We start from the raw sequence: 20,668 nt of genomic DNA on the forward strand, positions 1-20,668 counted from the left end.
CGCGCCCGCCGGCGCGGCATCCGCCGCCAGCGCAGCGCCCGTCGCCGGCGCAGCGGCGCCCGCCGCCGTCCGCACCGCCGCGCCCGACGTCGCCGCCGGCCCGCAGCAGGCGCACATCGTCGTGCTGCGCGAAGCCGCGCTGGGCGCCTATCGCGGCGAGACCGCGGGCCTGCCCGCGCCGCAGCGCCGGCTGGACGCGCGCGGCAAGCTGCGCCTGGACGCGCGCGGCAGCGCCGCACGCGCCTACGTGAACCATCTGCAGAACCGCCAGCAGACGCTGGAAGGCGACATCGCCAGGACCCTGCAGCGCCCGCTGCAGGTCAAGCGGCGGATGCAGCACGCGGTCAACGGCATCGTGGTCGAGCTCGATCCGGCCGAGGCCGCCGCCGTGCGCGCGCTGCCGGAGGTGCTGTTCGTCGAGGAGTACCGCGAGTACGCGCTGGATACCGACACCGGCCCGCGCCACATCGGCGCCGAGGCGGTCTGGACCGGTACCTACCCGGGCGCCGCCGCCGCCTACCAGGGCGAGGGCGTGGTGGTCGGCGTGCTGGACACCGGCATCAACTTCGGCAGCCCGTCGTTCGCCGCGGTCGATCCGGTGGACGGCTATGTCCACGTCAACCCGCTCGGCGAAGGCAACTACCTCGGTACCTGCGCCCCGGGCGGCGTGGACGCCGGCCGCTGCAACGCCAAGCTGATCGGCGGCTACGACTTCGTGTGCGGGGCGCCGGGCAACGCCTGCGGGGTGGCCGGCATCCGCGAGGAGCCCGGCTTCGGCGACACCAACAACCACGGCAGCCACGTCGCCTCGACCGCGGCGGGCAACAAGCGCGACGTGGTGTTCCGCGGCAACCCGCTGCGCATTTCCGGCGTCGCCCCGCGCGCCAACGTGGTCGCCTTCGACATCTGCTACACCAACATCGCCACCAACCAGGGATCCTGCCCGAACACCTCCGCGGTGGCCGCGATCAACCAGGCGGTCGCCGACGGCGTGGTCGACGTGATCAACTACTCCATCGGCGGCGGCGCGAGCCCGTGGAGCGATGCGGTCTCGCTGGCCTTCCTCGGCGCCAGCGATGCCGGCATCTATGTGGCGGCGTCCGCCGGCAACAGCGGGCCGGGCCCGAACACCATGGGCCACCACCAGCCCTGGGTGGCCTCCACGGCCGCCGCGCAGCACGGCCGCGGCACGTTCGCGGTGACGCTGGAAGTCACCGGCCCGGCGCCGGTGCCGGAACCGCTGGCGCCGGTCCTGCTCAGCGAAGGCACCGGCGGGGTGCCGCACGAGTCGGCCATCCCGGGGACCACGCCGCTGAAGGTGAGCCCCGGCTTCGACACCGCCAGCGACGCCTGCGCGGCGCTGCCGGCCGACACCTTCGCCGGCGCGATCGCGGTGGTCCGGCGCGGCACCTGCGCCTTCAGCGACAAGGTCAACAACGCCGCGGCCGCCGGCGCGATCGCGGTGGTGGTGGCGAACAACGCCGAAGGCGCGATCGTGCCCTCGGTGCCGGGCACCAGCGTGCGCGCGTTCGGCGTGACCCAGGACGACGGCATCGCGCTGCGCGACTTCGCCCGCGCGCATGCCGACGCCACCGCGGCGATCGGCTTCCCGCCGCTGCCGCTGCCGAACACGCCCGATGCGCTGGCGTCCTTCAGCTCGCGAGGCCCGGCCGGCGGCTTTGATCTGGTCAAGCCCGACATCACCGCACCGGGCGCGAGCATCCTGGCCGCCGTGGCCGGTACCGAGATCACCGGGGCGGAGGAGGCGATCGGCCTGCTCAGCGGCACCTCGATGGCCTCGCCGCACCACGCCGGCGCTGCCGCGCTGGTGCGCCAGGTGCGGCAGGACTGGTCGGTGCCCGAGATCAAGTCGGCGCTGATGATGACCGCCGAGCCCGAGGTCTGGCTGGAGGACCAGGTGACCCCGGCCACGCCGTTCGGCAAGGGCGCCGGCCGCGTCCAGGTCGATCGCGCGGTCAACGCCGGCCTGGTCCTGCACGAGACCGGCGACAACTACCGCGCGGCCGATCCGGCCCTGGGCGGCGACGTCTCGGCGCTGAACCAGCCATCGCTGGCCGACGGCCATTGCTTCCGCAACTGCAGCTTCTACCGCACCTTCCGCAACCCGCACGCCCAGGCGCAGAGCTACCGCGTCCGGCTGAACGGCCTGACCGGCGGCGTGACCCCGGCCAACGTGCGCATCGCCGCCGGCGCCACCCAGCGCATCCGCGTGCTGGTCAACAGCCAGGGCCTGCCGGCCGACGGCAGCTGGCACTTCGGCGAAGTGGTGCTCGAGCCGGTGGACGCGACCGTCGGCGGGCAACCGCGGCCGACGCTGCGCCTGCCGGTGGCGGTGGCGGTGCCGGCGCCGGTGGTGTCGCTGCCCGAGGTGCTGACCGCGACCCTGAAGCAGGGCCGCAGCGGCAACGTGGCCGGATTCGTCGCCAACGCCGGCGGCTCGACGCTGAGCTTCGGCATCGCCAACACCGGCACCGGCGCGGTGACGCCCGCCGATCGCGACCGCGGCGCGCTGACCACGGGCTACCGCAGCGTGCGGCGCACCGATGCCGGCAGCCCGGTGGCGCAGTTCGCCGCCGACGACTTCGTGCTGCACGGCGAGACCCGCATCGAGTCGCTGTTCGCCGAGGGCTTCGGCATCGGCGGCGCGGTGATCGGCAGCACGGCCAGCGCGCTGGGCTGGGCGATCTATCCCGATGCGGGCGGCGTACCGGCGGGCAATCCGGCCACGGCGCCGGAGGCGGCGGCGTGGCAGTACCTGGCCGCGCCGAACGCGCCTGCGGTGACCCTGTCCGGCGCGAACATCGGCCTCGACCTGGCGGCCGCCGGGCAGGACGTGGTGCTGCCGCCCGGCCGCTACTGGCTGGTGGTCTACGTGCACGCGCCCTATGCGACGAGCTGGGCCTGGTACGCGTCGCCGGAAGGCGACGGCAGCTTCGCCGCGCTGGTCGTGGCCAGCGACGGCAGCGGCAGCTGGTCGCCGGTCACCAGCTTCCCCGGCCTGTCGCTGCGGGTGCAGGGCTCGGTGAGCTGCGGCGCGCCGTGGATCGGCGCGACCACGCCGCAGTCGGCCAACCTGCAGCCGGGCGCGACCCAGTCGGTGCGCGCGATGCTGTCGGCCGCCGGCCTGCCGGTGGGCCGCCACGTGGGTCATTACTGCGTGGAAAGCAACGATCCGGTCACGCCCAAGGCCGGCGCGCCGATCGTGCTGACCGTGACGCCCTGATCCGGCGCACGGCGGGAACGACGAACGCCCGGGCTCGCCCGGGCGTTCGTTTTCGGGCTCGGGTCACTCGCCCGGCTTGGCCGCCTCCACCGGGGCGTGGGTGCGGGCGCGGCGGGCCAGCTGCGCCTCGCGGTGGGCGATGTAGGCGTTGGCGGCGAGGATGATGAAGGCGCCCACCGCGGTCCAGCGGTCGATGGTCTGCCCGAACAGCAGCCAGCCGAACAACGCCACCACCGGCAGCTGCATGAAGCTGATCGGCGTCAGCGCGGAGACCTCGCCGATCTTCAGCGCGCGCGTCCACAGCATGTGGCCGCCGGTGCCGAGCACGCCGGCCGCCACCACCCAGAGCCAGACGATGCCCTGCGGCCATTCCCACACCGCCAGCGCCGGCAGCAGCGACATCGGCACCCAGAACAGCGTCGTCCACACCACGATGCGGTCGGCGGGCTCGCTGCGCGAGAGCTCCTTGATCTGGATCGCGACCACGCCGCTCAGGACCGCGGCCGCCACCGCCACCAGCAGGCCCGGGGTGAATTCCCCGGTGCCGGGGCGCAGGATCACCAGCACGCCGACGAAGCCGAGCGCGACCGCGGTCCAGCGCCGCGCGCGCACCTTTTCGCCCAGGAACAGTACCGCGGCGATGGTGACGAAGATCGGCGTGGAATACGACAGCGAGACCGCCTGCGCCAGCGGCAGGTGGCCGATCGCCCAGAACCCGCAGAACATCGACAGCATGCCGATCAGGCAGCGCACGAAGTAGCGCGGCAGCTGCGCGGTGCGCAGGAAGCCGAAGCCGCGGCCCGGGCGCAGCAGCAGCGGCAGCGCCGCCGCCAACCCGAAGAAGTTGCGGAAGAAGGCGATCTCGAAGGTGTGCAGGCTTTCCGAGGCCAGCCGGATCGCGATCACCATCAGCGCGAACAGCAGCGTGCTGCCGAGCATCAGCAGGGCGGCGCGGGCGGGCGTGGACAGCGGCCCGCGCGGACGGGGCCGGTCGGGGGGCGGCACGGGGGCCCGGCTCACCATGCCGCGCCCACGATCCGAGGCTCGGGTTCGAGCGCGACGCCGAAGCGCGCGGCGACCGAATCGCGGATGCGCCGGGCCAGGCCGAGCAGCTCGGCCCCGCGCGCGGCGCCGTGGTTGACCAGCACCAGCGCGTGGGCGGCCGAGACGCCGGCGTCGCCGTCGCGGTGGCCCTTCCAGCCGCAGGCATCGATCAGCCAGGCCGCCGAGAGCTTGCGCAGGGCGTCGGCGGCGGCGGGGAACACCGGCAAGCCCGGATGCGCGGCGGCCAGCGCCTCGGCCTGCGCCGCGGGCACCAGCGGATTCTTGAAGAAGCTGCCGGCGTTGCCGATGCGGGCGGGGTCGGGCAGCTTGCGCCGGCGCAGGCGGCAGACCGCCGCGGCGACGTCCGCGGGCGTCGCCGCCGCCACGCCCATCGCCGCCAGTTCCTCGGCGACGCCGGCGTAGGCGATGTCGGGCGGCGCGTGCCGCGACAGCAGGAACTCCACCGCGACCACGATCTCGCGATCGGGCGCGCGCTTGAACCGGCTGTCGCGGTAGGCGAACGCGCAGTCGGCGCGATCCAGGCGCAGGAAATCGCCGGCGAGGCGATCGAAGACTTCCACCGCGGCCACGCGCTCGCCGACCTCGACGCCGTAGGCGCCGATGTTCTGGATCGGCGCGGCGCCGACGGTGCCGGGGATCAGCGCCAGGTTCTCCAGCCCGCCGAGTCCCTGCGCCAGCGTCCATTCGACCAGCGCGTGCCAACCGGCGCCGGCCTCGGCGCGTACCCGGACCTGGCCGTCGCGTTCGCCGAGCACGGCGATGCGCGCGCCGCGCAGGCGCAGCAGCGGCGCGGCCGGATCGCCCGCGAACAGCACGTTGCTGCCGCCGCCCAGCACCAGCGTGGGCGCGCGCGCATCGCCCAGCAGCCCTTGCGCGGCCAGCGCGGGCAGGGCCTGCGCGTCGTCGATCTCGACCAGCAGCGGCGCGGTGGCCTCGATGCCGAAGGTGTTGAGCGCGCGCAGCGGCGCGCTGCGCTGGAGACGGTAGCCGGGGGTCGTCACGTCGATCAGGCCGGCGGCGGGTTGCCGGTACTGGGCGCCTCGCGGCGGCGGCGGATGGCGGCGGCGCATTCGTGCACCAGCGCCGGCCCGCGATAGACCAGGCCGGTATAGAGCTGCACCAGCGAGGCGCCGGCGGCGACCTTCTTCACCGCGTCGGCGCCGGAGAGGATGCCGCCCACGCCCACCAGCGGGATCGAGGCCGGCAGGCGCGTGCGCAGCATCCGCAGCACGGTGGTCGCGGTGTTCATCAGCGGCTGGCCGGACAGCCCGCCGGCCTCGCGCGCGAGCGGATCCTGCTGCACGCCGATGCGCGAGACCGTGGTGTTGGTCGCGACCACGCCGTCGACCCGCAGGTCGCCCAGCACGCGCGCCATCGAGTCGATGTCGTCGTCCGACAGGTCCGGCGCCACCTTGACCAGCATCGGCACGCGGCGGCCGTGCTGCGCGCCCAGCCGTTCCTGCGCCTCGCGCAGTTCGCCGACCAGCCGCCGCAGCGATCGTTCCTCCTGCAGCTCGCGCAGGCCCGCGGTGTTGGGCGAGGAAATGTTGACGGTGATGTAGTCGGCCAGCGGATACACGCGCTGCATGCAGTGCAGATAGTCCTGGCCGGCGGACGCGTTGGGCGTGTCCTTGTTCTTGCCGATGTTGATGCCCAGCAGCCCCGAGCGCCGGCGCGCGCGGCCGACGTTCTCCACCAGCGCCTCGACGCCGTCGTTGTTGAAGCCCATGCGGTTGATCAGCGCGCGGTGGCGCGGCAGGCGGAACAGCCGCGGCTGCGGATTGCCCGGCTGCGGGCGCGGCGTGACCGTGCCGATCTCGACGAAGCCGAAGCCCAGCGCGAACAGGCCGTCGAGGTGGGCGCCGTTCTTGTCGAGCCCGGCGGCCAGGCCGACGGGATTCGGGAAGCGCAGGCCGAACGCCGGCGTCGGCAATTCGACCCGGCGCGCCAGCAACGGCGCCAGCCCGGCGCGAGAGGCGCCGTCGAGCATCGCGAGGGTGGCGGCGTGGGCGCGCTCGGGTTCGAGGCCGAACAGGAAAGGCCGGGCCAGTCGGTACACGGGGGAAGGTCAGCCGGGGGCGGTTCGGGAGGGATTATCCCCGATCCGGGGCGGCGGCGGCCATCGCGGCGCGCCGCGGCCGGGCGGGTCGCCCGGTCCGCGGCCGGATCGGATCAGAGATCGAACTTGATGCCCTGCGCCAGCGGCAGCGCATCGGAGTAGTTGATGGTGTTGGTCTGGCGGCGCATGTAGGCGCGCCAGGCGTCGGAGCCCGACTCGCGGCCGCCGCCGGTCTCCTTCTCGCCGCCGAAGGCGCCGCCGATCTCGGCGCCGGAAGTGCCGATGTTGACGTTGGCGATGCCGCAATCCGAGCCCCGCGCGGACAGGAAGGTCTCCGCCGCGCGCAGGTCGGTGGTGAAGATCGACGAGGACAGGCCCTGCGGCACGTCGTTCTGCATCGCGATCGCGTCCTCCAGCGCCTCGTACTTCATCACGTACAGGATCGGCGCGAAGGTTTCGGTCTGCACCACTTCGGCATCGTTGCTCAGGCCGGTGACGATGGTGGGCAGCACGAAGAAGCCCTTGCGGTCGGTCAGCGCGGCGCCGCCGGTGGCGATGGTGCCGCCGGCGGCCTTGGCCTGCTCGATCGCGTCCAGGTAGGCCTGCACCGCCTCGGCGCTGTTGAGCGGCCCCATCAGGTTGGCCGGGTCGGTGGGATCGCCGATCTTGCCTTCCACCTGGCGGTAGGCCGAGACCAGCTTCTCCAGCACCTCGTCGTAGATCGACGCGTGCACGAACACGCGGCGGGTGGTGGTGCAGCGCTGGCCGGCGGTGCCGACCGCGCCGAACACGATCGCCGGGATCGCCAGCTTCAGGTCGGCGCTGGCATCGACGATCACGGCGTTGTTGCCGCCCAGTTCCAGCAGCGAGCGGCCCATGCGGCGCGCCACGCGCTCGCCGACCAGGCGGCCGACGCGGGTCGAGCCGGTGAAGCTGATCAGCGGGATGCGGCGGTCGTCGACGAAGGCCTGCGCCAGCTCGCTGCCGGCGTCGTTGAACAGGAAGAAGATGTCGGGAAAGCCGCCGTCCTTCAGCGCCTGGTTGCAGATCCTCGTCGCCGCGATCGCCGACAGCGGGGTCTTGGGCGAGGGCTTCCAGATCGAGATGTCGCCGCAGACCGCGGCCACGAAGCTGTTCCAGGCCCATACCGCGACCGGGAAGTTGAACGCGCTGATGATCCCCACCAGGCCGAGCGGGTGCCACTGCTCGTACATGCGGTGGCCCGGGCGCTCGGAGTGCATGGTCAGGCCGTAGAGCTGGCGCGAGAGGCCGACGGCGAAATCGCCGATGTCGATCATCTCCTGCACCTCGCCGTCGCCTTCCGGCTTGGACTTGCCCATCTCCAGCGCGACCAGCGAGCCCAGCGCGTCCTTGTGCCGGCGCAGCGCGTCGGCGCACAGGCGGATGGCCTCGCCGCGGCGCGGCGCGGGCGTCCTGCGCCAGACCTCGAACGCGGCCTGCGCGCGCGCGACCAGCGTCTCGTAGTCCTCGGCCGTGCTCGCCGACACCTTCGCCAGCGCTTCGCCGGTGGCCGGATTGACCGGGGTCAGGACCGCGGCGCCCTCCGCGCGCGACCATTCGCCCTGTCCGAGATAGGTGCCGGATTCGTGTTCGCCGAGGCCGAGCGCGGTGAGGACGGGATGGGGCATCGCGGAAACTCCTTGGGTGTACGGATCGGCCGGCGCGGCCGGCGAGACGGAAGGCGAGGGCGGCAACGCGCGTCGCGATCGCCGGCGACGCGGGCTTGGCGGCCCCGGCCCGATTCGAACGGGCGACCTTCCCCTTAGGAGGGGGACGCTCTATCCAGCTGAGCTACGGGGCCGTGCAGCGGGCGATTTTCGCATGGGCGGCGGGGAATCCCAAACCGCACGCCGGGCCGGCGCCCGGGGCGCGGAGGCATGGAGGCATGGAGGCGGGGCGCGCCAGGTCGCGGTTGCCCGGGTCCGCGTTCGCGCCGTCAACGCAGCTCGAACAGCTCCTGATGGAAGGCCCCGGGCGCGAGCCCGTGGGCGACCAGGTCGGCGCGCAGGGCGCGGCCGAAGGCGGACGGCCCGCAGAACCAGACGCTGGCCTCGCGCCACCCGGGCACGCTGCGGCGCAGGCGTTCGCCGTCCAGCCGGCCGTCCTCGGCCTCCAGCAGCAGGTGCAGCCGGACGCCGGCGGCCCGGGCCGCCTCGGCGAGGAATTCGCGGGCCTGCGGTGCGATGACGGCCGTGGGGTGAAACAGGTCGATCCGCCTGTCCGCGTCGGGATGCGACGCGAGGTCTTCCATCCGCGCCAGGAACGGGGTGATGCCGATTCCCGCGCCGATCCAGATCTGCCGCGCCCGATCGGAAAACGTGAAGCGGCCGTACGGCCCTTCGACGACCACCCGATCGCCGGTCTTGAGCCGCTCCGGCAGGCGACGGGTGTGGTCGCCCAGGCCCTTGGTGACGAAAGAGACCAGGCGCGACTCGGGATTCCACGCCGAGGCGATGGTGTACGGATGCGCGCCTTCCCGCGGGTCGGAGGTGACGAAGGCGAACTGGCCCGCATGGTGTCCCGGCCAACCGCGATCGAGCCGGACGCGCGAGACCAGGGTGCGCATGTCGGGGAAGTGCAGCAGCGTTTCGATGCGTCCTGCCGTCCGGCGCGCGCGGCCGATGCGTCCGCCCAGCGCGATGCACGCCGCGACGGCGCCCGCGGCGAGCAGCAGCCCCATGACGATGCCGATCGGCTGGGTCCAGTACGCGTGCTCGAGCAGGACGACGCTGTGAAAGACCAGCAACAGGAAGCCGGCGGCCAGCCATCGGTGCAGCTTGGCGAACCAGCGGTACGGAACGCGCTTGATCAGCGCCAGCGCGATCAGGATCGTGACCGCGTAGAAGGTCCATTCGCCGAGCGTCTCGGCCAGTCCGCGCTGGCCGCGCAACAGCGCCTCGATCCCCCCGTACGCTTGCTCCTGGCCCGGCGCCTTGGCCGGCTTGGTCAGCCAGCCCCAGCCGACGGCCCACTTGGTGCCCCTGGCCGACAGCCAATGCGCGGTGGCGGCGACCACCGCGACGATGCCCAGCCACTTGTGCAGACGGTACATCTTGTCCAGGCCGTCGAACGCCCGCTCCAGCCGCACCGGACGCACCGCCAGCACCATCCCCAGGCACATCGCCGCCATGGCGACGATGCCCGAGTACTGCACGAATACCTTGCGGAACGAGAAGTAGCCGAAGGGCTGGGGAAGGAACGTGTCCGCCATCAGCCAGAGCAGGGTCAGGCCGACCAGCGAGACGAAGAGGGCTGTTTTGATGGGCTTCATCGTTGCGGCGCGAGGGCCGCGCTTCGGTCACGACGGAGATCGATGCTATCGCAGCCGCCTGCGGGCGACTTCGCCGAATCGGTCGGTTTTGCCTCGTTGCGGGAGGCGTCGGGGCCGGATCGCCCGTGCATTGAAAATGGAAACCATCCTGGCTGCGTTTCTCGTCCGGCGGCCGGTATCCGTTCGCGATTTCCGCCGCGCCGCGAAGCCGGCGGCGGGAGGCCGGCGTCGGGTCGCGCGCCGTGCCGCGGCGCTCGCGCGCCCGCGCGCGAAGCGGAGGCCGCCGGGGCCTGCGTCGAGCGCCGATTGCGGGCCGATCAGCCCAGGAACGCCGCCAGCGCGGCGTTGAAGCGCTCGGGCGATTCGAGGTTGCACAGGTGGCGTCCGGGCACGGAGACGAAGCGGCCGTCGGCCACCGCCTCGGCCAGCCGCCGCAGGTCGGACGGCGGGCAGACCGGATCGTCGTCGCCGGCCACGGCCAGCAGCGGCACGCCGATCGCGTGCAGGCGATCGCGGAAGTCGGCCTCGCCCACGGCGTGGCAGCAGCCGGCATAGCCTTCCACGCCGGTCGCGCGGAAGGTCCGCAGCACGTCGTCCACCGCATCGGCGTGCGCGGCGGCGAAGGCCGCGGTGAACCAGCGCTCGCGGGTGCCCGCGAGCAGGCCGTCGAGCCCGTGCGCGCGGACCTGGGCGATGCGCGCCTGCCAGCTCCCGGGCGTGCCGATGCGCGCGGCGGTCGCGCAGGCGGCCACGCGGTCGAGGCGGTGCGCGGCGTGCAGCGCCAGCCACTGCGCGGTCAGGCCGCCGATCGACAGCCCGCAGTAATGGCTGCGCGCGATGCCCAGCGCGTCCCACAGCGCGAGCACGTCGCCGCCGAGATCGCCGATCGCATACGGGCCGGGCGGCGCGGTCGAGCCGCCGTGCCCGCGGCGGTCGTAGCGCAGGATGCGGAAGCGTCCGCACAGCGCCGCGACCTGCGGGTCCCACATCCGCAGGTCGGTGCCGAGCGAGTTGCAGAAGGTGAGCCAGGGCGCGCCGTGCGCGCCTTCGATGCGGTAGCGCAGGCGATGGGTGGGCAGGTCGAGGAAGGCGTCGATCGGATCGGCCATCGCGCTACACCCGCTCGACCGCGAGCGCCAGTCCCATGCCCACGCCGATGCACAGCGTCGCCAGGCCGTAGCGGCCGCCGGTCTTCTGCAACTGGTGGACCAGGGTCAGCGCCAGCCGTGCGCCGCTCATGCCCAGCGGGTGGCCGAGCGCGATCGCGCCGCCGTTGGCGTTGACGTGCGCGGCGTCGTCGGGCAGCCCGAGCGCGCGCAGCACCGCCAGCGACTGGCTGGCGAAGGCTTCGTTGAGTTCGATGGCGTCGAAGTCGCCGATGCCCAGGCCCAGACGCGCCAGCAGCTTGCGCGTCGCCGGTACCGGCCCGATGCCCATCACCCTTGGTTCCACGCCCGCCGCGGCCAGGCCGAGGATGCGCGCGCGCGGGCGCAGCCCGAACCGGGCGACGGCCCGTTCGCCCGCCACCACAAGCGCGGCCGCGCCGTCGTTGATGCCCGAGGCGTTGCCGGCGGTCACGCTGCCGCCCGGGAACAGCGGCTTCAGGCCGGCCAGCGCCTCGAGCGTGGTGTCCGCGCGCGGATGCTCGTCCACCTCGGCCAGCGCGCGGTCGCCCCGCTTCCGGCCGGGGACCTCGACCGCCACGATCTCCTCGGCCAGGAAGCCGGCCGCGCGGGCGGCGGCCGCGCGCTGCTGGCTGCGCAGCGCGAAGGCGTCCTGGTCCTCGCGCGAGACGCCATGTTCCCTGGCCAGGTTCTCGCCGGTCTGCGGCATGGTCTCGGCGCCGTAGCGCGCCTGCAGGCGCGGGTTGACGAAGCGCCAGCCCATGGTGGTGTCCTCCAGGCGCTGCCCGCGGCCGAAGGCGCTGTCGGCCTTGCCGACCACGAACGGCGCGCGGGTCATCGATTCCACGCCGCCGGCGATCGCCAGTTCGATCTCGCCGCTACGGATCGCGCGCGCGGCCTGGCCCACCGCCTCCAGGCCGGAGGCGCACAGGCGGTTGAGGGTGACTCCGGGCACGCTCGCGGGCAGCCCGGCCAGCAACAGGCTCATGCGGGCGACGTTGCGGTTGTCCTCGCCGGCCTGGTTGGCGCAGCCGAAGAACACGTCGTCGACCGCTTCCGGATCGAGTCCGGGGTTGCGCGCCAGCAGCGCGCGGATCGGCACCGCGCCGAGGTCGTCGGCGCGCACGCCGGACAGGCTGCCGCCGTAGCGGCCGATCGGCGTGCGCACGGCGTCGCAGACGAAGGCCTCGCTCATGCCGCGTTCTCCCCGTTGGTCGCCGCCCAGTCCAGCGGCAGGCCGGTCAGGCGCCGCAGCGCGTCCAGCGACACGCCGTCGACGGTCTCGATCACCCGCGCGCCCTGCGCGCCGACGGCGAACACGCCCAGGTCGGTGTACACGCGCGAGACGCAGCGCAGGCCGGTCAGCGGGTAGCTGCACTCGGCCACCAGCTTGCTCGCGCCGTCGCGGGTCAGCAGCTCCATCATCACGAACACCTGCCGCGCGCCGATCGCCAGGTCCATCGCGCCGCCGACCGCGGGGATCGCATCCGGCGCGCCGGTGCTCCAGTTGGCCAGGTCGCCGTGCGCGGAGACCTGGAAGGCGCCGAGCACGCACACGTCCAGGCGCCCGCTGCGCATCATCGCGAACGAGTCGGCGTGGTGGAAATAGCAGCCGCCGGCCAGCAGGGTGACCGGCTGCTTGCCGGCGTTGATCAGGTCCGGATCCTCCTCGCCGGGCGCCGGCGCGGGGCCCATGCCCAGCAGGCCGTTCTCGCTGTGCAGGACGATCTCCTTGTCCGCCGGCAGGAAGTCCGCGACCCGCGTGGGCAGGCCGATGCCGAGGTTGACGTAGGCGCCTTCGGGAATGTCGCGGGCGACGCGCGCGGCGATGGCGTCGCGGCCGAGCCGGTTCATGCGGCCTCCTGTCGGCCGAGGCCGGTCGCGACCACGCGCTGCACGAAGATGCCGGGCGTCACCACGGCTTCCGGGTCGAGGCCGCCCAGCGGCACCACCGCGTCGACCTCGGCGATCGTGCATTTCGCGGCCATCGCCATCAGCGGGCCGAAGTTGCGCGCGGTCTTGCGGTAGACCAGGTTGCCCCAGCGGTCGCCGCGGTGGGCGCGGATCAGCGCGAAGTCGGCGTGCAGTGGATATTCCAGCACGTAGTGGCGGCCGTCGATCTCGCGCGTCTCCTTGCCCTCGGCGATCCGGGTGCCGTAGCCGGTGGGGGTGTAGATCGCGCCGAGGCCGTTGCCGGCGGCGTGGATGCGCGCGGCCAGGTTGCCTTGCGGCACCAGCTCCAGCTCGATCTCGCCGGCGCGGTAGGCGGCGTCGAAGTGCTGCGAATCGGCCTGGCGCGGGAACGAGCACACGATGCGGCGCACGCGCCGGTGGCGGATCAGCGCCGCCAGGCCGGTGTCGCCGTTGCCGGCGTTGTTGTTGACGATGGTCAGCTCGCGCGCGCCCTGGGCGAGCAGGGCATCGATCAGCGCGTAGGGCATGCCGGCGGTGCCGAAGCCGCCGATCATGACCGTGGCCCCGTCGTGGACGTCGGCCACGGCGGCTTCGCACGAGGTCAGGGTCTTGTCGATCATGGCCGCCTCCGTCCGGGACGTGGCGTCGTGGGCGAGTTGCGCATGGGGCTCCTTACAGCAGGGGGCGGGTGTAGGTGACGATCACCCGGTTCTCGTCGATGTCGGTGCGGAAGTTCGAGCGCGCGACGACGTTGCGCAGGCGCAGGCCGAAGTGCTTCAGCGGGCCGTCGGGGAAGGCGTAGGCGAGGTCGAAGTCGCGCTCCCAGGCCTCGCCGTCGGCGACGCCGGGCAGGCGCGCGCCGCTGCTGTCGATGTAGCGCACGCCCGCGGTCAGGCCGGGGAGGCCGAGGCCGGCGAAATCGAAGTCGTAGCGGACCTGCCACGAGCGCTCGCCGGTGGTGCCGAACTCGTAGGTGGGCACCTCGTTGCCGAGCGCGCTGATGTTGGGATCGAGCCGGATGAAGCTCGTCTCGCCGGAGATCTTCTGCAGGCCGAGCAGCAGGCTGTGGCCGTTGCGCGCGGCGGTGAGCTGGCCGTAGCTGGCCCGGTTGCGCAGCCGGCCGGCGCGCGCGGTGCCGGATTCGCGGGTGTCGAAATGGCCCAGGTTGGCGCCGAGCGTCCATTCGCCGACGGGGCGCGTGTGCTTGAGGCCGGCGAACTGCTGCAGGTAGATGTCGTCGAGCCGGCCGAGCCAGTACGAGGCGGTGGTGCGCTGGCCGAAGGCGTAGTCGCCGCCGAGGTAGTGGAAGCGGTCGGAGTCGCTGCCGGGCAGCCTGGCGCCGGGGCTGGCGCCGTTGCTGACGAGCGCGAACATGTCCCGGGTGCCGGAAGCGTCGCGCGAGCGCGCCGAGCGCAGCTGGCCGGCGCCGAGCTGCAGGCCGGGGATGTCGGTCGAGACCAGCGCCGCGCCCTGGTAGGTGGGCGGTAGCAGGCGGATGTCGCTGTGCACCAGCACCGGGATGTTCGGGCGCAGCTCGCCGATCTTGAGTTCCGTCTGCGAGGCCCGGAGCTTGAGCGTGGGGCCGAGGCGGCCGTAGCGGTCGGCGGCGCGGCCGTCCGCTTCCACCGGCAGCAGCCCGGTGCGCGTGCGCTGCGGCGCGCTGTCGAGCTTGACGCCCAGCAGGCCGAGCGCGTCCAGGCCCACGCCGATCGGCCCGCGGGTGTAGCCGGAGCGGAAGTCCAGGATCAGGCCCTGCGCGGTCTCCTCCGCGCGCGACGGCGCGCCGGCGGGCGCATCGGGAAATTCGCGGCTGAAGTAGTAGGTGCGCGCCTGCAGGTCCAGGCGCGCGCCGGCGAGGAGGCCGTCCTCGGCGACGGCCTGCGCAGGCAGAGCCAGCAGGGCCGCGCAGGCGGCGGCGAGGGCGGAGCGGGGCGTCGGCATGGCGTCTCCTGGCGATGGCGGCGGTCCTGCGGCGCGCGGCCGCGCCGAGCGGACCGGCGGCGCGTGCTGGACGGGGTGAGGCGACGGCACGGGAAGCGCGCGCGGCATGTTCACGAGGCCCTGCGGGCGCTGCCGGGCACGGCGGCCGGCATGCGGGCGTCGCGGCGCAGGCCGAGCAGGGCGTAGGCGGCGGCGCCGAGCGCGAAGCCCCAGAACGGCGCCGACAGGCCCAGCAGCGACATGCCCGAGGCGGTGGCGAGGAAGCCGACCAGCGCCGCCTCGCGCTCGCGCGGGACCTGCATCGCGCCGGCCACGGAAGCGGCGATCGCGCCGAACAGCGCCAGCCCGGCCAGCGCCGCGGCCATCTGCGTCGGCAACGCGGCGAACAGCGAGACCACGCCCACGCCGAGCAGGCCGAGGACCACGTAGGCCGCGCCGGCGGCCACGCCGGCCACGTAGCGGCGGGCCGGGTCGGGGTGCGCGTCGGGGCCGAGGCACATCGCTGCGGTCACCGCCGCCGGGTTGAGCCCGTGGCAACCGAACGGCGCCAGCAGCAGCGAGCCGGCGGCGCTGCCCACGACCAGCGGTCGCGACGGGGCCGCATAGCCGGCCGCGCGCAGCGCGGCCAGGCCGGTCACGTACTGGCCGCTCAGCGCCCCGATGACCAGCGGCAGCGCGAGGTTGAGCGTCGCCCGCCAGGTGAACTCCGGCGCGATCCACACCGGCGTCGCCCAGCCGAACGCGATCGCACGGGTATCGAGCCCGCCGCCCGCGATCGCCAGCGCGCTGCCGGTCAGCAGCACGCCCAGCACCGCGTAGGGCGGCCACCAGCGGCGGCCAGCCAGGTAGGCGGCGAACATCGACAGCACCAGCAGCGGCTCGGTGTCGGTCGCCGCGAACGTGGCGGTCCCGAACGAGAACAGGATGCCGGCCATCACCGCCGCCGCCAGCGTCCCCGGGATCCGCGAGACGATCCTGTCGAACACGCCGGAGAGCCCGGTCGCCAGCACGATCGCCCCGGCCACCAGGTACGCGCCCACCGCCTGCGCGAGCCCCAGTTCGGGCAGCAGCGCGACCAGCAGCGCCGAGCCCGGGATCGACCAGGCGATGATCACCGGGATGCGGAGGCGCAGGCTGAGCGCGATGCACAGCACGCCGCTGCCCAGCGCCAGCGACCACACCCAGGACGAGGTCTGCGCGGGATCCAGGCCGCTCGCCTCCGCGGCCTGGATCACGATCACCAGCGGGCCGGCGAAGGAAATCAGCGTCGAGACGACGCCGGCCACCACCGCGGTGACGGAGGCGTCGGCCAGCAACCGTGACAGGCGGGCCATGGCCGCGCGCCTGCGGTCAGCGGCCGACGGCCGGCAGCGGCGCCGGCAGCGTCGAGGCCTGGGACCGGGTGCGCAGCGCGAACACCGCCATCGCCGCGCCCGCGATCACGCCGGGAATGGCGAAGGCGACGAAGTTCGCCTGCAACGGCAGCGCCGCGGCCATCAGCGCGCCGCCCAGCAGCGGCCCGACGATGGCGCCGGTGCGGCCCACGCCCGATGCCCAGCCCAGGCCGGTGGAGCGGATGGTCAGGCCGTAGTACTGCGCCACGGTGGCGTAGAGCAGGATCTGGGTGCCGATGGTGGTGGCGCCGGAAATGGCGACCAGCGCGTAGAGCACCGGCATCGGGCTCTGGAAGCCCAGCAGCGGGATCGAGACCGAGCCGACGGCGAAGAACGCCACCACCACCTTGGGCAGGTTGTAGCGGTCGCCCAGGCGGCCGCCGAGGATGGCGCCGGCCACGCCGCCGAAGTTCAGCGCCAGCAGGAACGACAGGCTCGAGCCCAGGCTGTAGCCGGCGTTGGCCATCAGCTTCGGCAGCCAGGAGCCCAGCGCGAATACCATCAGCAGGCAGCAGAAGAACGCGATCCACAGCATCAGCGTGCCGGCCACGCGGCCCTCGCGGAACAGCTCCAGCACCGAGGCGGCCTTGCCCTGCGGCGCGGCCTGCACCAGCCGGTCCCGCTCGGTGAGCGCCAGCTCGGGCGCCACCTTGGCCAGCAGCGCGCGCGCCTGCGCCTGCCGGCCCTGCCGCAGCAGGAAGCCGGGCGATTCCGGCAGCAGCCAGAGGATGACCGGCAACAGCAGCAGCGGCACGGCGGCGGAGAAGAACATCGCCTCCCAGCCGAAGCGCGGCAGCATGTAGATGCCCAGTCCGGCCGCCAGCACGCCGCCGAACGAGTAGCCGCTGAACATCACCGCGACCAGCGTGCTGCGCAGGCGCTTGGGGGCGTACTCGTTCATCAGCGCGACCGCGTTGGGCATCAGGCCGCCGCAGCCCAGGCCGGCCAGAAAGCGGCAGATGCCGAACTCCGCCGGCGAGCGCGCGAAGCCGTTGACGAAGGTCGCCAGGCTGAAGAGCAGGAAGCAGATCGCGATGCCCTTCCTGCGGCCGATGCGGTCGGCCAGCGGGCCGAAGACGAAGGCGCCGAACATCATCCCGAACAGGGCGTAGCTGCCGAGCGCGCCGGCCTCGACCGGGCTCAGGCCCCATTCCTCCATCAGTACCGGCAGCACCACCCCGTAGATGAAGAGGTCGTAGCCGTCGAAGATCAGCAGCACGGCGCACAGCGCCATGACCAGCCAGTGGAAGCGCGAGAACCTCGCGCCGTCGATCACTTCGTTGACGTCGATGTTGCGCATGTGGGTCCCCTCCCGGAAGACGTGATGGCGCGTGGTCGTGCTTCGATCGACGTCCGTGTCGGGGCGGCGCGCTGCCGTGCCGCGCGGTTCAGGCGGGCGCCGCTGCGCCGAGCGCTCGCCGCGCGAGGGCGAGGTCGGCGTCGAGGTCGTGGTTCCAGATCCAGTCGAACCGCGTCGCCAGCGCCTGGCCCAGCCGCGCGTCGTCGGCGCCGGCCTGCGGGTCGCGCAGTTCGTACAGCTCGCCGGCCTCCCGCGAGGTCCGTTGCACGCGACATGCGCGCGGGCGACGGATGCGGTCGTAGACGCGCAGCAGCTCGGGGATGCCCTCGCGCTCGAGCGCCGGGTCGGCCAGCAGCGCGGCCAGCAACCAGGCATCCTCCAGGCCCTGGCCGGCGCCGGCGCCCTGGTGCGGCAGCATCGCGTGGGCGGCATCGCCGATCAGCGCCAGGCGGCCGTGCGCGTAGCCCGGCAACTCGGCCAGGTCGTGCAGCGCCCAGTGCGTGGGCGCGTCGATGCATTCCAGGAGCGTACGCGCCGCGACGCCCCAGTCGGCGTAGGCTTCGAGCATCTCGCGGCGGCTGGCCTCGCGGACCCACGGCAGGTCCGCCGGCCAATGCGGCGCCGGCTCGCTGCGGTCGGACACGAAGGCCACGACGTTGATCAGCCGCCCGTGCTTGACCGGGAACGTGAGGATGTGCGCGTCGAGGCCCAGGTGCATCTGCGGCACGTCGATCAGGTGCGGATCGATCCCGCGCGCGGCGAAGGCGCCGTGCAGGCGGTCGCGTTCGACCAGGCCGCGGTAGGCGCAGGTGCCGGTGAAGCGCGGCGCCGACGGCGCGGCCCCCAGGCCCCGCAGGACCTCGGCGCGCAGCGCCGACTTGATGCCGTCCGCGGCGATCACCACGTCGCCGTCGTAGCGGCTGCCGTCGGCGAAGCGCACCCGCGCCGTGCCGTCCGCCTGCTCGACGCCGGTCGCGCGCTTGCCGAACCGGGTCATCCCGAATGGCAGGCGCGCGGCGAGCGCGTCGAGGAAGTCGGCGCGGTGCACCGAGGACTGGCCGACGCCCGGCGCGAGGGTGGCGCCGAGCCGCCGCGCGTCCTCGCCGCGGCGCCACTCGAACCAGACGTCCTCCCACGGCGCCGGCGTGCGGTCGGCCAGCGCCGCGTAGGGCGCGCTCATGCCGAGCCCGGCGATCGCGCGCACCGCGTTGGGGCCGAACGAGACGCCGGCGCCGATCTCGCCGAACGCGCGCGCGGACTCGAACAGGGTCACCTCCAGGTGACGGTGGCGGCACAGGCCCAGGGCCAGGCCGACGCCGGCGATGCCGCCGCCGACGATGCCCACGCGCAGCGGGCGCGCGGCGCTCATGGCGCGCGCTCCGTCGCGGCGGGCCGGCCGGGGCGGGGCGCCGGACAACGCGCGGAACTGGCGGATCGGTGCGGGCGGGACGGATGGATCATGGTGCGCCTCGGGGTGCGGTCGTGCGGGCGGGGGCGGCGGGCGGTCATCCCTGGTCGCCGCCGCCGACGGGCAGCACGGTGCCGGTGATGTAGGACGCCTCGTCCGAGGCGAGGAAGAGGATCGCCGCGGCCTGCTCGTCGAGCGTGCCGTAGCGCTTCATGTGGGTGCTGGCCACCGTCTGTTCGACGATCCGCCGGTACCAGTCGCGCTCCTGCGCGTCCTGCGCGTCCGGATTGCGCGGGATGCGCCGCGGCGGCGCGTCGGTGCCGCCCGGCGCGACCGCGTTGACGCGGATGCCGCGCTCGCCGTTCTCGAACGCCAGGCATGCGGTCAGCGCGTTGACGCCGCCCTTGGCCGCGCCGTAGGGCACGCGGTTGACGCCGCGCGTGGCGATCGAGGACACGTTGACGATCGCGCCGCCGCCGGCCTCGAGCATGTAGGGCAGCACCGCCCGGCAGCCCCACAGGGTGGGGAACAGCGAGCGGCGGACCTCGGCCTCGATCTGCTCGGGCGCGTAGTGCTCGTAGGGCCGGGTCCAGATGGTGCCGCCGACGTTGTTCACCAGCACGTCGATGCGGCCGAAGCGCGCGTGCGTCTCGGCCGCCGCGCGCGCCGCCCCGTCGTAGGATTCCAGGTCGGCGACCAGCGCCAGCGCCCGCGCGGCGGCGGGCAGGGCCTCGGCCGCCTCGTGGACGAGTTCGGAGCGGTCCACCAGGGCGAGCAGGGCGCCCTCGTCGGCGGCGCGCTCGGCGACGCGGCGGCCGATGCCCTGCGCGGCGCCGGTCACCAGCACCACCTTGCCGGCGAAGCGCGCGTTCATGCGGCGCGCTCCGTCGGCAGCGCCGGCCCGGCGGCGTTGGGGGTGAACTTCTCGTAGTGGAAGCTCGCCGGCACCACGCCGGCCGCGGCGAAGTGCTTGCGCACCGCGTCGACCATCGGCGGCGGCCCGCACAGGTAGACGTCCACGTCGCCGTCGCGCAGCGCCCCGGCCGGCAGGTGCGCGGTGACGTAGCCCTTGCGGGGATGCGCGGACGCCTCGTCGGCGACCACGGTGACGAACTCGAAGTCGGGCAGCCGCGCGGCGTAGTCCTCGAGCCGGTCGAGCAGCACCAGGTCGGCGTCGCGGGTGACGCCGTAGACCAGCCGCACCGGCTGCGCGCTGCCGCGCCGCGCCAGGGTTTCCAGCATCGACAGGAACGGCGCCAGCCCGGTGCCGCCGGCGAGCAACAGCAGCGGGCGCGCGACCTCGCGCAGGTAGAAGCTGCCCAGCGGGCCGGTCAGCTGCAGCCGCTGTCCCGCCTGCGCGCGCTCCAGCCACGCGCTCATCAGTCCGCCGGGCACGCGCTTGATCAGGAACGACAGGCGGCGCTCGCCCGGCGCGGAACTGAAGGAATACGAGCGGCTGCCGCCGCTGCCGGGCACGTCGATGTTGACGTACTGGCCGGGCAGGAACGCCGGCGCCTCGCCCTCGACATCGAGCTCCAGCGTCAGCGCGGCATCGCCGTGCGGGGCGATCGCCGCCACCGTGGCGGCGAAGCGCCCGGTGCCGGTCTTGCACGCGGTCGAGGGCACCGGCACCGCGATCACGCAGTCGGAGGCCGGGACCATCTGGCAGGTCAGCACCAGGCCCGCGTCCGCTTCGTCCTCGCTCAGCGCCTCCTCGATGTAGTCCTCGCCCAGGTCGTAGCGACCGCTCTCGGCGCGGCATTTGCAGGTGCCGCAGACGCCGTCCGAACAGTCCATCGGCAGGTTGATCTTGTGGCGGAAGGCCGCATCCAGCACCTTCTCGCCGTCCTGGCACTCGATGAAGCGGGTCACCCCGTCTTCGAAGGTGAGCGCGATCTGGTGGCTCATGGCGTTCTCCTCCCGGCGC

Annotated in this window: 16 protein-coding genes and 1 tRNA gene; 1 reads left to right on the plus strand and 16 read right to left on the minus strand. The window is 73.8% G+C overall.

Annotated elements, in window-relative coordinates; genetic code table 11:
* Positions 1–3,244: S8 family serine peptidase (locus Z164_RS0106785; RefSeq protein ID WP_024889955.1), on the plus strand; the 3,244-nt coding region annotated here is incomplete at its 5' end.
* 63 nt (positions 3,245–3,307) lie between these two features.
* Here the strand turns inward: Z164_RS0106785 and Z164_RS0106790 are convergent.
* The 16 genes from Z164_RS0106790 to benC form a co-directional block, all read right to left on the minus strand.
* Positions 3,308–4,183 carry a DMT family transporter gene (locus tag Z164_RS0106790; RefSeq protein ID WP_024889956.1) on the minus strand — a complete coding sequence of 292 codons (876 nt, stop codon included), beginning with the start codon at positions 4,181–4,183 and terminating at the stop codon, positions 3,308–3,310.
* A gap of 77 nt (positions 4,184–4,260) precedes the next feature.
* The gene (gene murB / locus Z164_RS0106795; protein WP_425477215.1) at positions 4,261–5,319 is read right to left on the minus strand and encodes a UDP-N-acetylmuramate dehydrogenase; all 1,059 of its coding nucleotides are present in this window, start codon (positions 5,317–5,319) and stop codon (positions 4,261–4,263) included.
* On the minus strand, positions 5,316–6,368 hold the full coding sequence (locus Z164_RS0106800; RefSeq protein ID WP_024889958.1) for a quinone-dependent dihydroorotate dehydrogenase: 1,053 nt from the start codon (positions 6,366–6,368) through the stop codon (positions 5,316–5,318). Before Z164_RS0106800 ends, murB begins: the two co-directional genes overlap by 4 nt.
* A 113-nt stretch (positions 6,369–6,481) precedes the next feature.
* Complete coding sequence (gene amaB / locus Z164_RS0106805) at positions 6,482–8,017, minus strand: L-piperidine-6-carboxylate dehydrogenase (RefSeq protein WP_024889959.1); 1,536 nt, start codon at positions 8,015–8,017, stop codon at positions 6,482–6,484.
* Positions 8,018–8,113: 96 nt separating this feature from the next.
* Positions 8,114–8,190: transfer RNA gene (locus tag Z164_RS0106810), tRNA-Arg, on the minus strand.
* 135 nt (positions 8,191–8,325) lie between these two features.
* On the minus strand, positions 8,326–9,660 hold the full coding sequence (locus Z164_RS0106815; RefSeq protein ID WP_024889960.1) for a ferredoxin reductase family protein: 1,335 nt from the start codon (positions 9,658–9,660) through the stop codon (positions 8,326–8,328).
* 317 nt (positions 9,661–9,977) lie between these two features.
* Entirely contained in the window at positions 9,978–10,769 is a 792-nt protein-coding gene (gene pcaD / locus Z164_RS0106820) for a 3-oxoadipate enol-lactonase (protein ID WP_024889961.1), read from the minus strand.
* A 4-nt stretch (positions 10,770–10,773) separates the two neighbouring features.
* Positions 10,774–11,979, minus strand: a complete 1,206-nt coding sequence (gene pcaF / locus Z164_RS0106825; RefSeq protein ID WP_024889962.1) for a 3-oxoadipyl-CoA thiolase — start codon at positions 11,977–11,979, stop codon at positions 10,774–10,776.
* Complete coding sequence (locus Z164_RS0106830) at positions 11,976–12,638, minus strand: 3-oxoacid CoA-transferase subunit B (protein WP_024889963.1); 663 nt, start codon at positions 12,636–12,638, stop codon at positions 11,976–11,978. Before Z164_RS0106830 ends, pcaF begins: the two co-directional genes overlap by 4 nt.
* Complete coding sequence (locus Z164_RS0106835) at positions 12,635–13,318, minus strand: 3-oxoacid CoA-transferase subunit A (RefSeq protein ID WP_024889964.1); 684 nt, start codon at positions 13,316–13,318, stop codon at positions 12,635–12,637. Before Z164_RS0106835 ends, Z164_RS0106830 begins: the two co-directional genes overlap by 4 nt.
* A gap of 52 nt (positions 13,319–13,370) precedes the next feature.
* The gene (locus Z164_RS0106840) at positions 13,371–14,639 is read right to left on the minus strand and encodes an OprD family porin (RefSeq protein ID WP_024889965.1); all 1,269 of its coding nucleotides are present in this window, start codon (positions 14,637–14,639) and stop codon (positions 13,371–13,373) included.
* Positions 14,640–14,749: 110 nt separating this feature from the next.
* On the minus strand, positions 14,750–15,973 hold the full coding sequence (locus Z164_RS0106845) for a benzoate/H(+) symporter BenE family transporter (protein WP_043689543.1): 1,224 nt from the start codon (positions 15,971–15,973) through the stop codon (positions 14,750–14,752).
* Between the two features lie 16 nt (positions 15,974–15,989).
* Positions 15,990–17,333, minus strand: coding sequence for an MFS transporter (locus Z164_RS0106850; RefSeq protein ID WP_024889967.1), 1,344 nt, complete (start codon positions 17,331–17,333; stop codon positions 15,990–15,992).
* 88 nt (positions 17,334–17,421) lie between these two features.
* Positions 17,422–18,702 carry a salicylate 1-monooxygenase gene (salA, locus tag Z164_RS0106855; protein WP_024889968.1) on the minus strand — a complete coding sequence of 427 codons (1,281 nt, stop codon included), beginning with the start codon at positions 18,700–18,702 and terminating at the stop codon, positions 17,422–17,424.
* Between the two features lie 136 nt (positions 18,703–18,838).
* Complete coding sequence (locus tag Z164_RS0106860) at positions 18,839–19,615, minus strand: 1,6-dihydroxycyclohexa-2,4-diene-1-carboxylate dehydrogenase (RefSeq protein ID WP_024889969.1); 777 nt, start codon at positions 19,613–19,615, stop codon at positions 18,839–18,841.
* The gene (gene benC, locus Z164_RS0106865; RefSeq protein WP_024889970.1) at positions 19,612–20,649 is read right to left on the minus strand and encodes a benzoate 1,2-dioxygenase electron transfer component BenC; all 1,038 of its coding nucleotides are present in this window, start codon (positions 20,647–20,649) and stop codon (positions 19,612–19,614) included. Before benC ends, Z164_RS0106860 begins: the two co-directional genes overlap by 4 nt.
* Positions 20,650–20,668: the final 19 nt, after the last annotated feature.

It is taken from the genome of Luteimonas huabeiensis HB2 (genome assembly GCF_000559025.1).
Classification (GTDB): Bacteria; Pseudomonadota; Gammaproteobacteria; order Xanthomonadales; family Xanthomonadaceae; genus Luteimonas; species Luteimonas huabeiensis.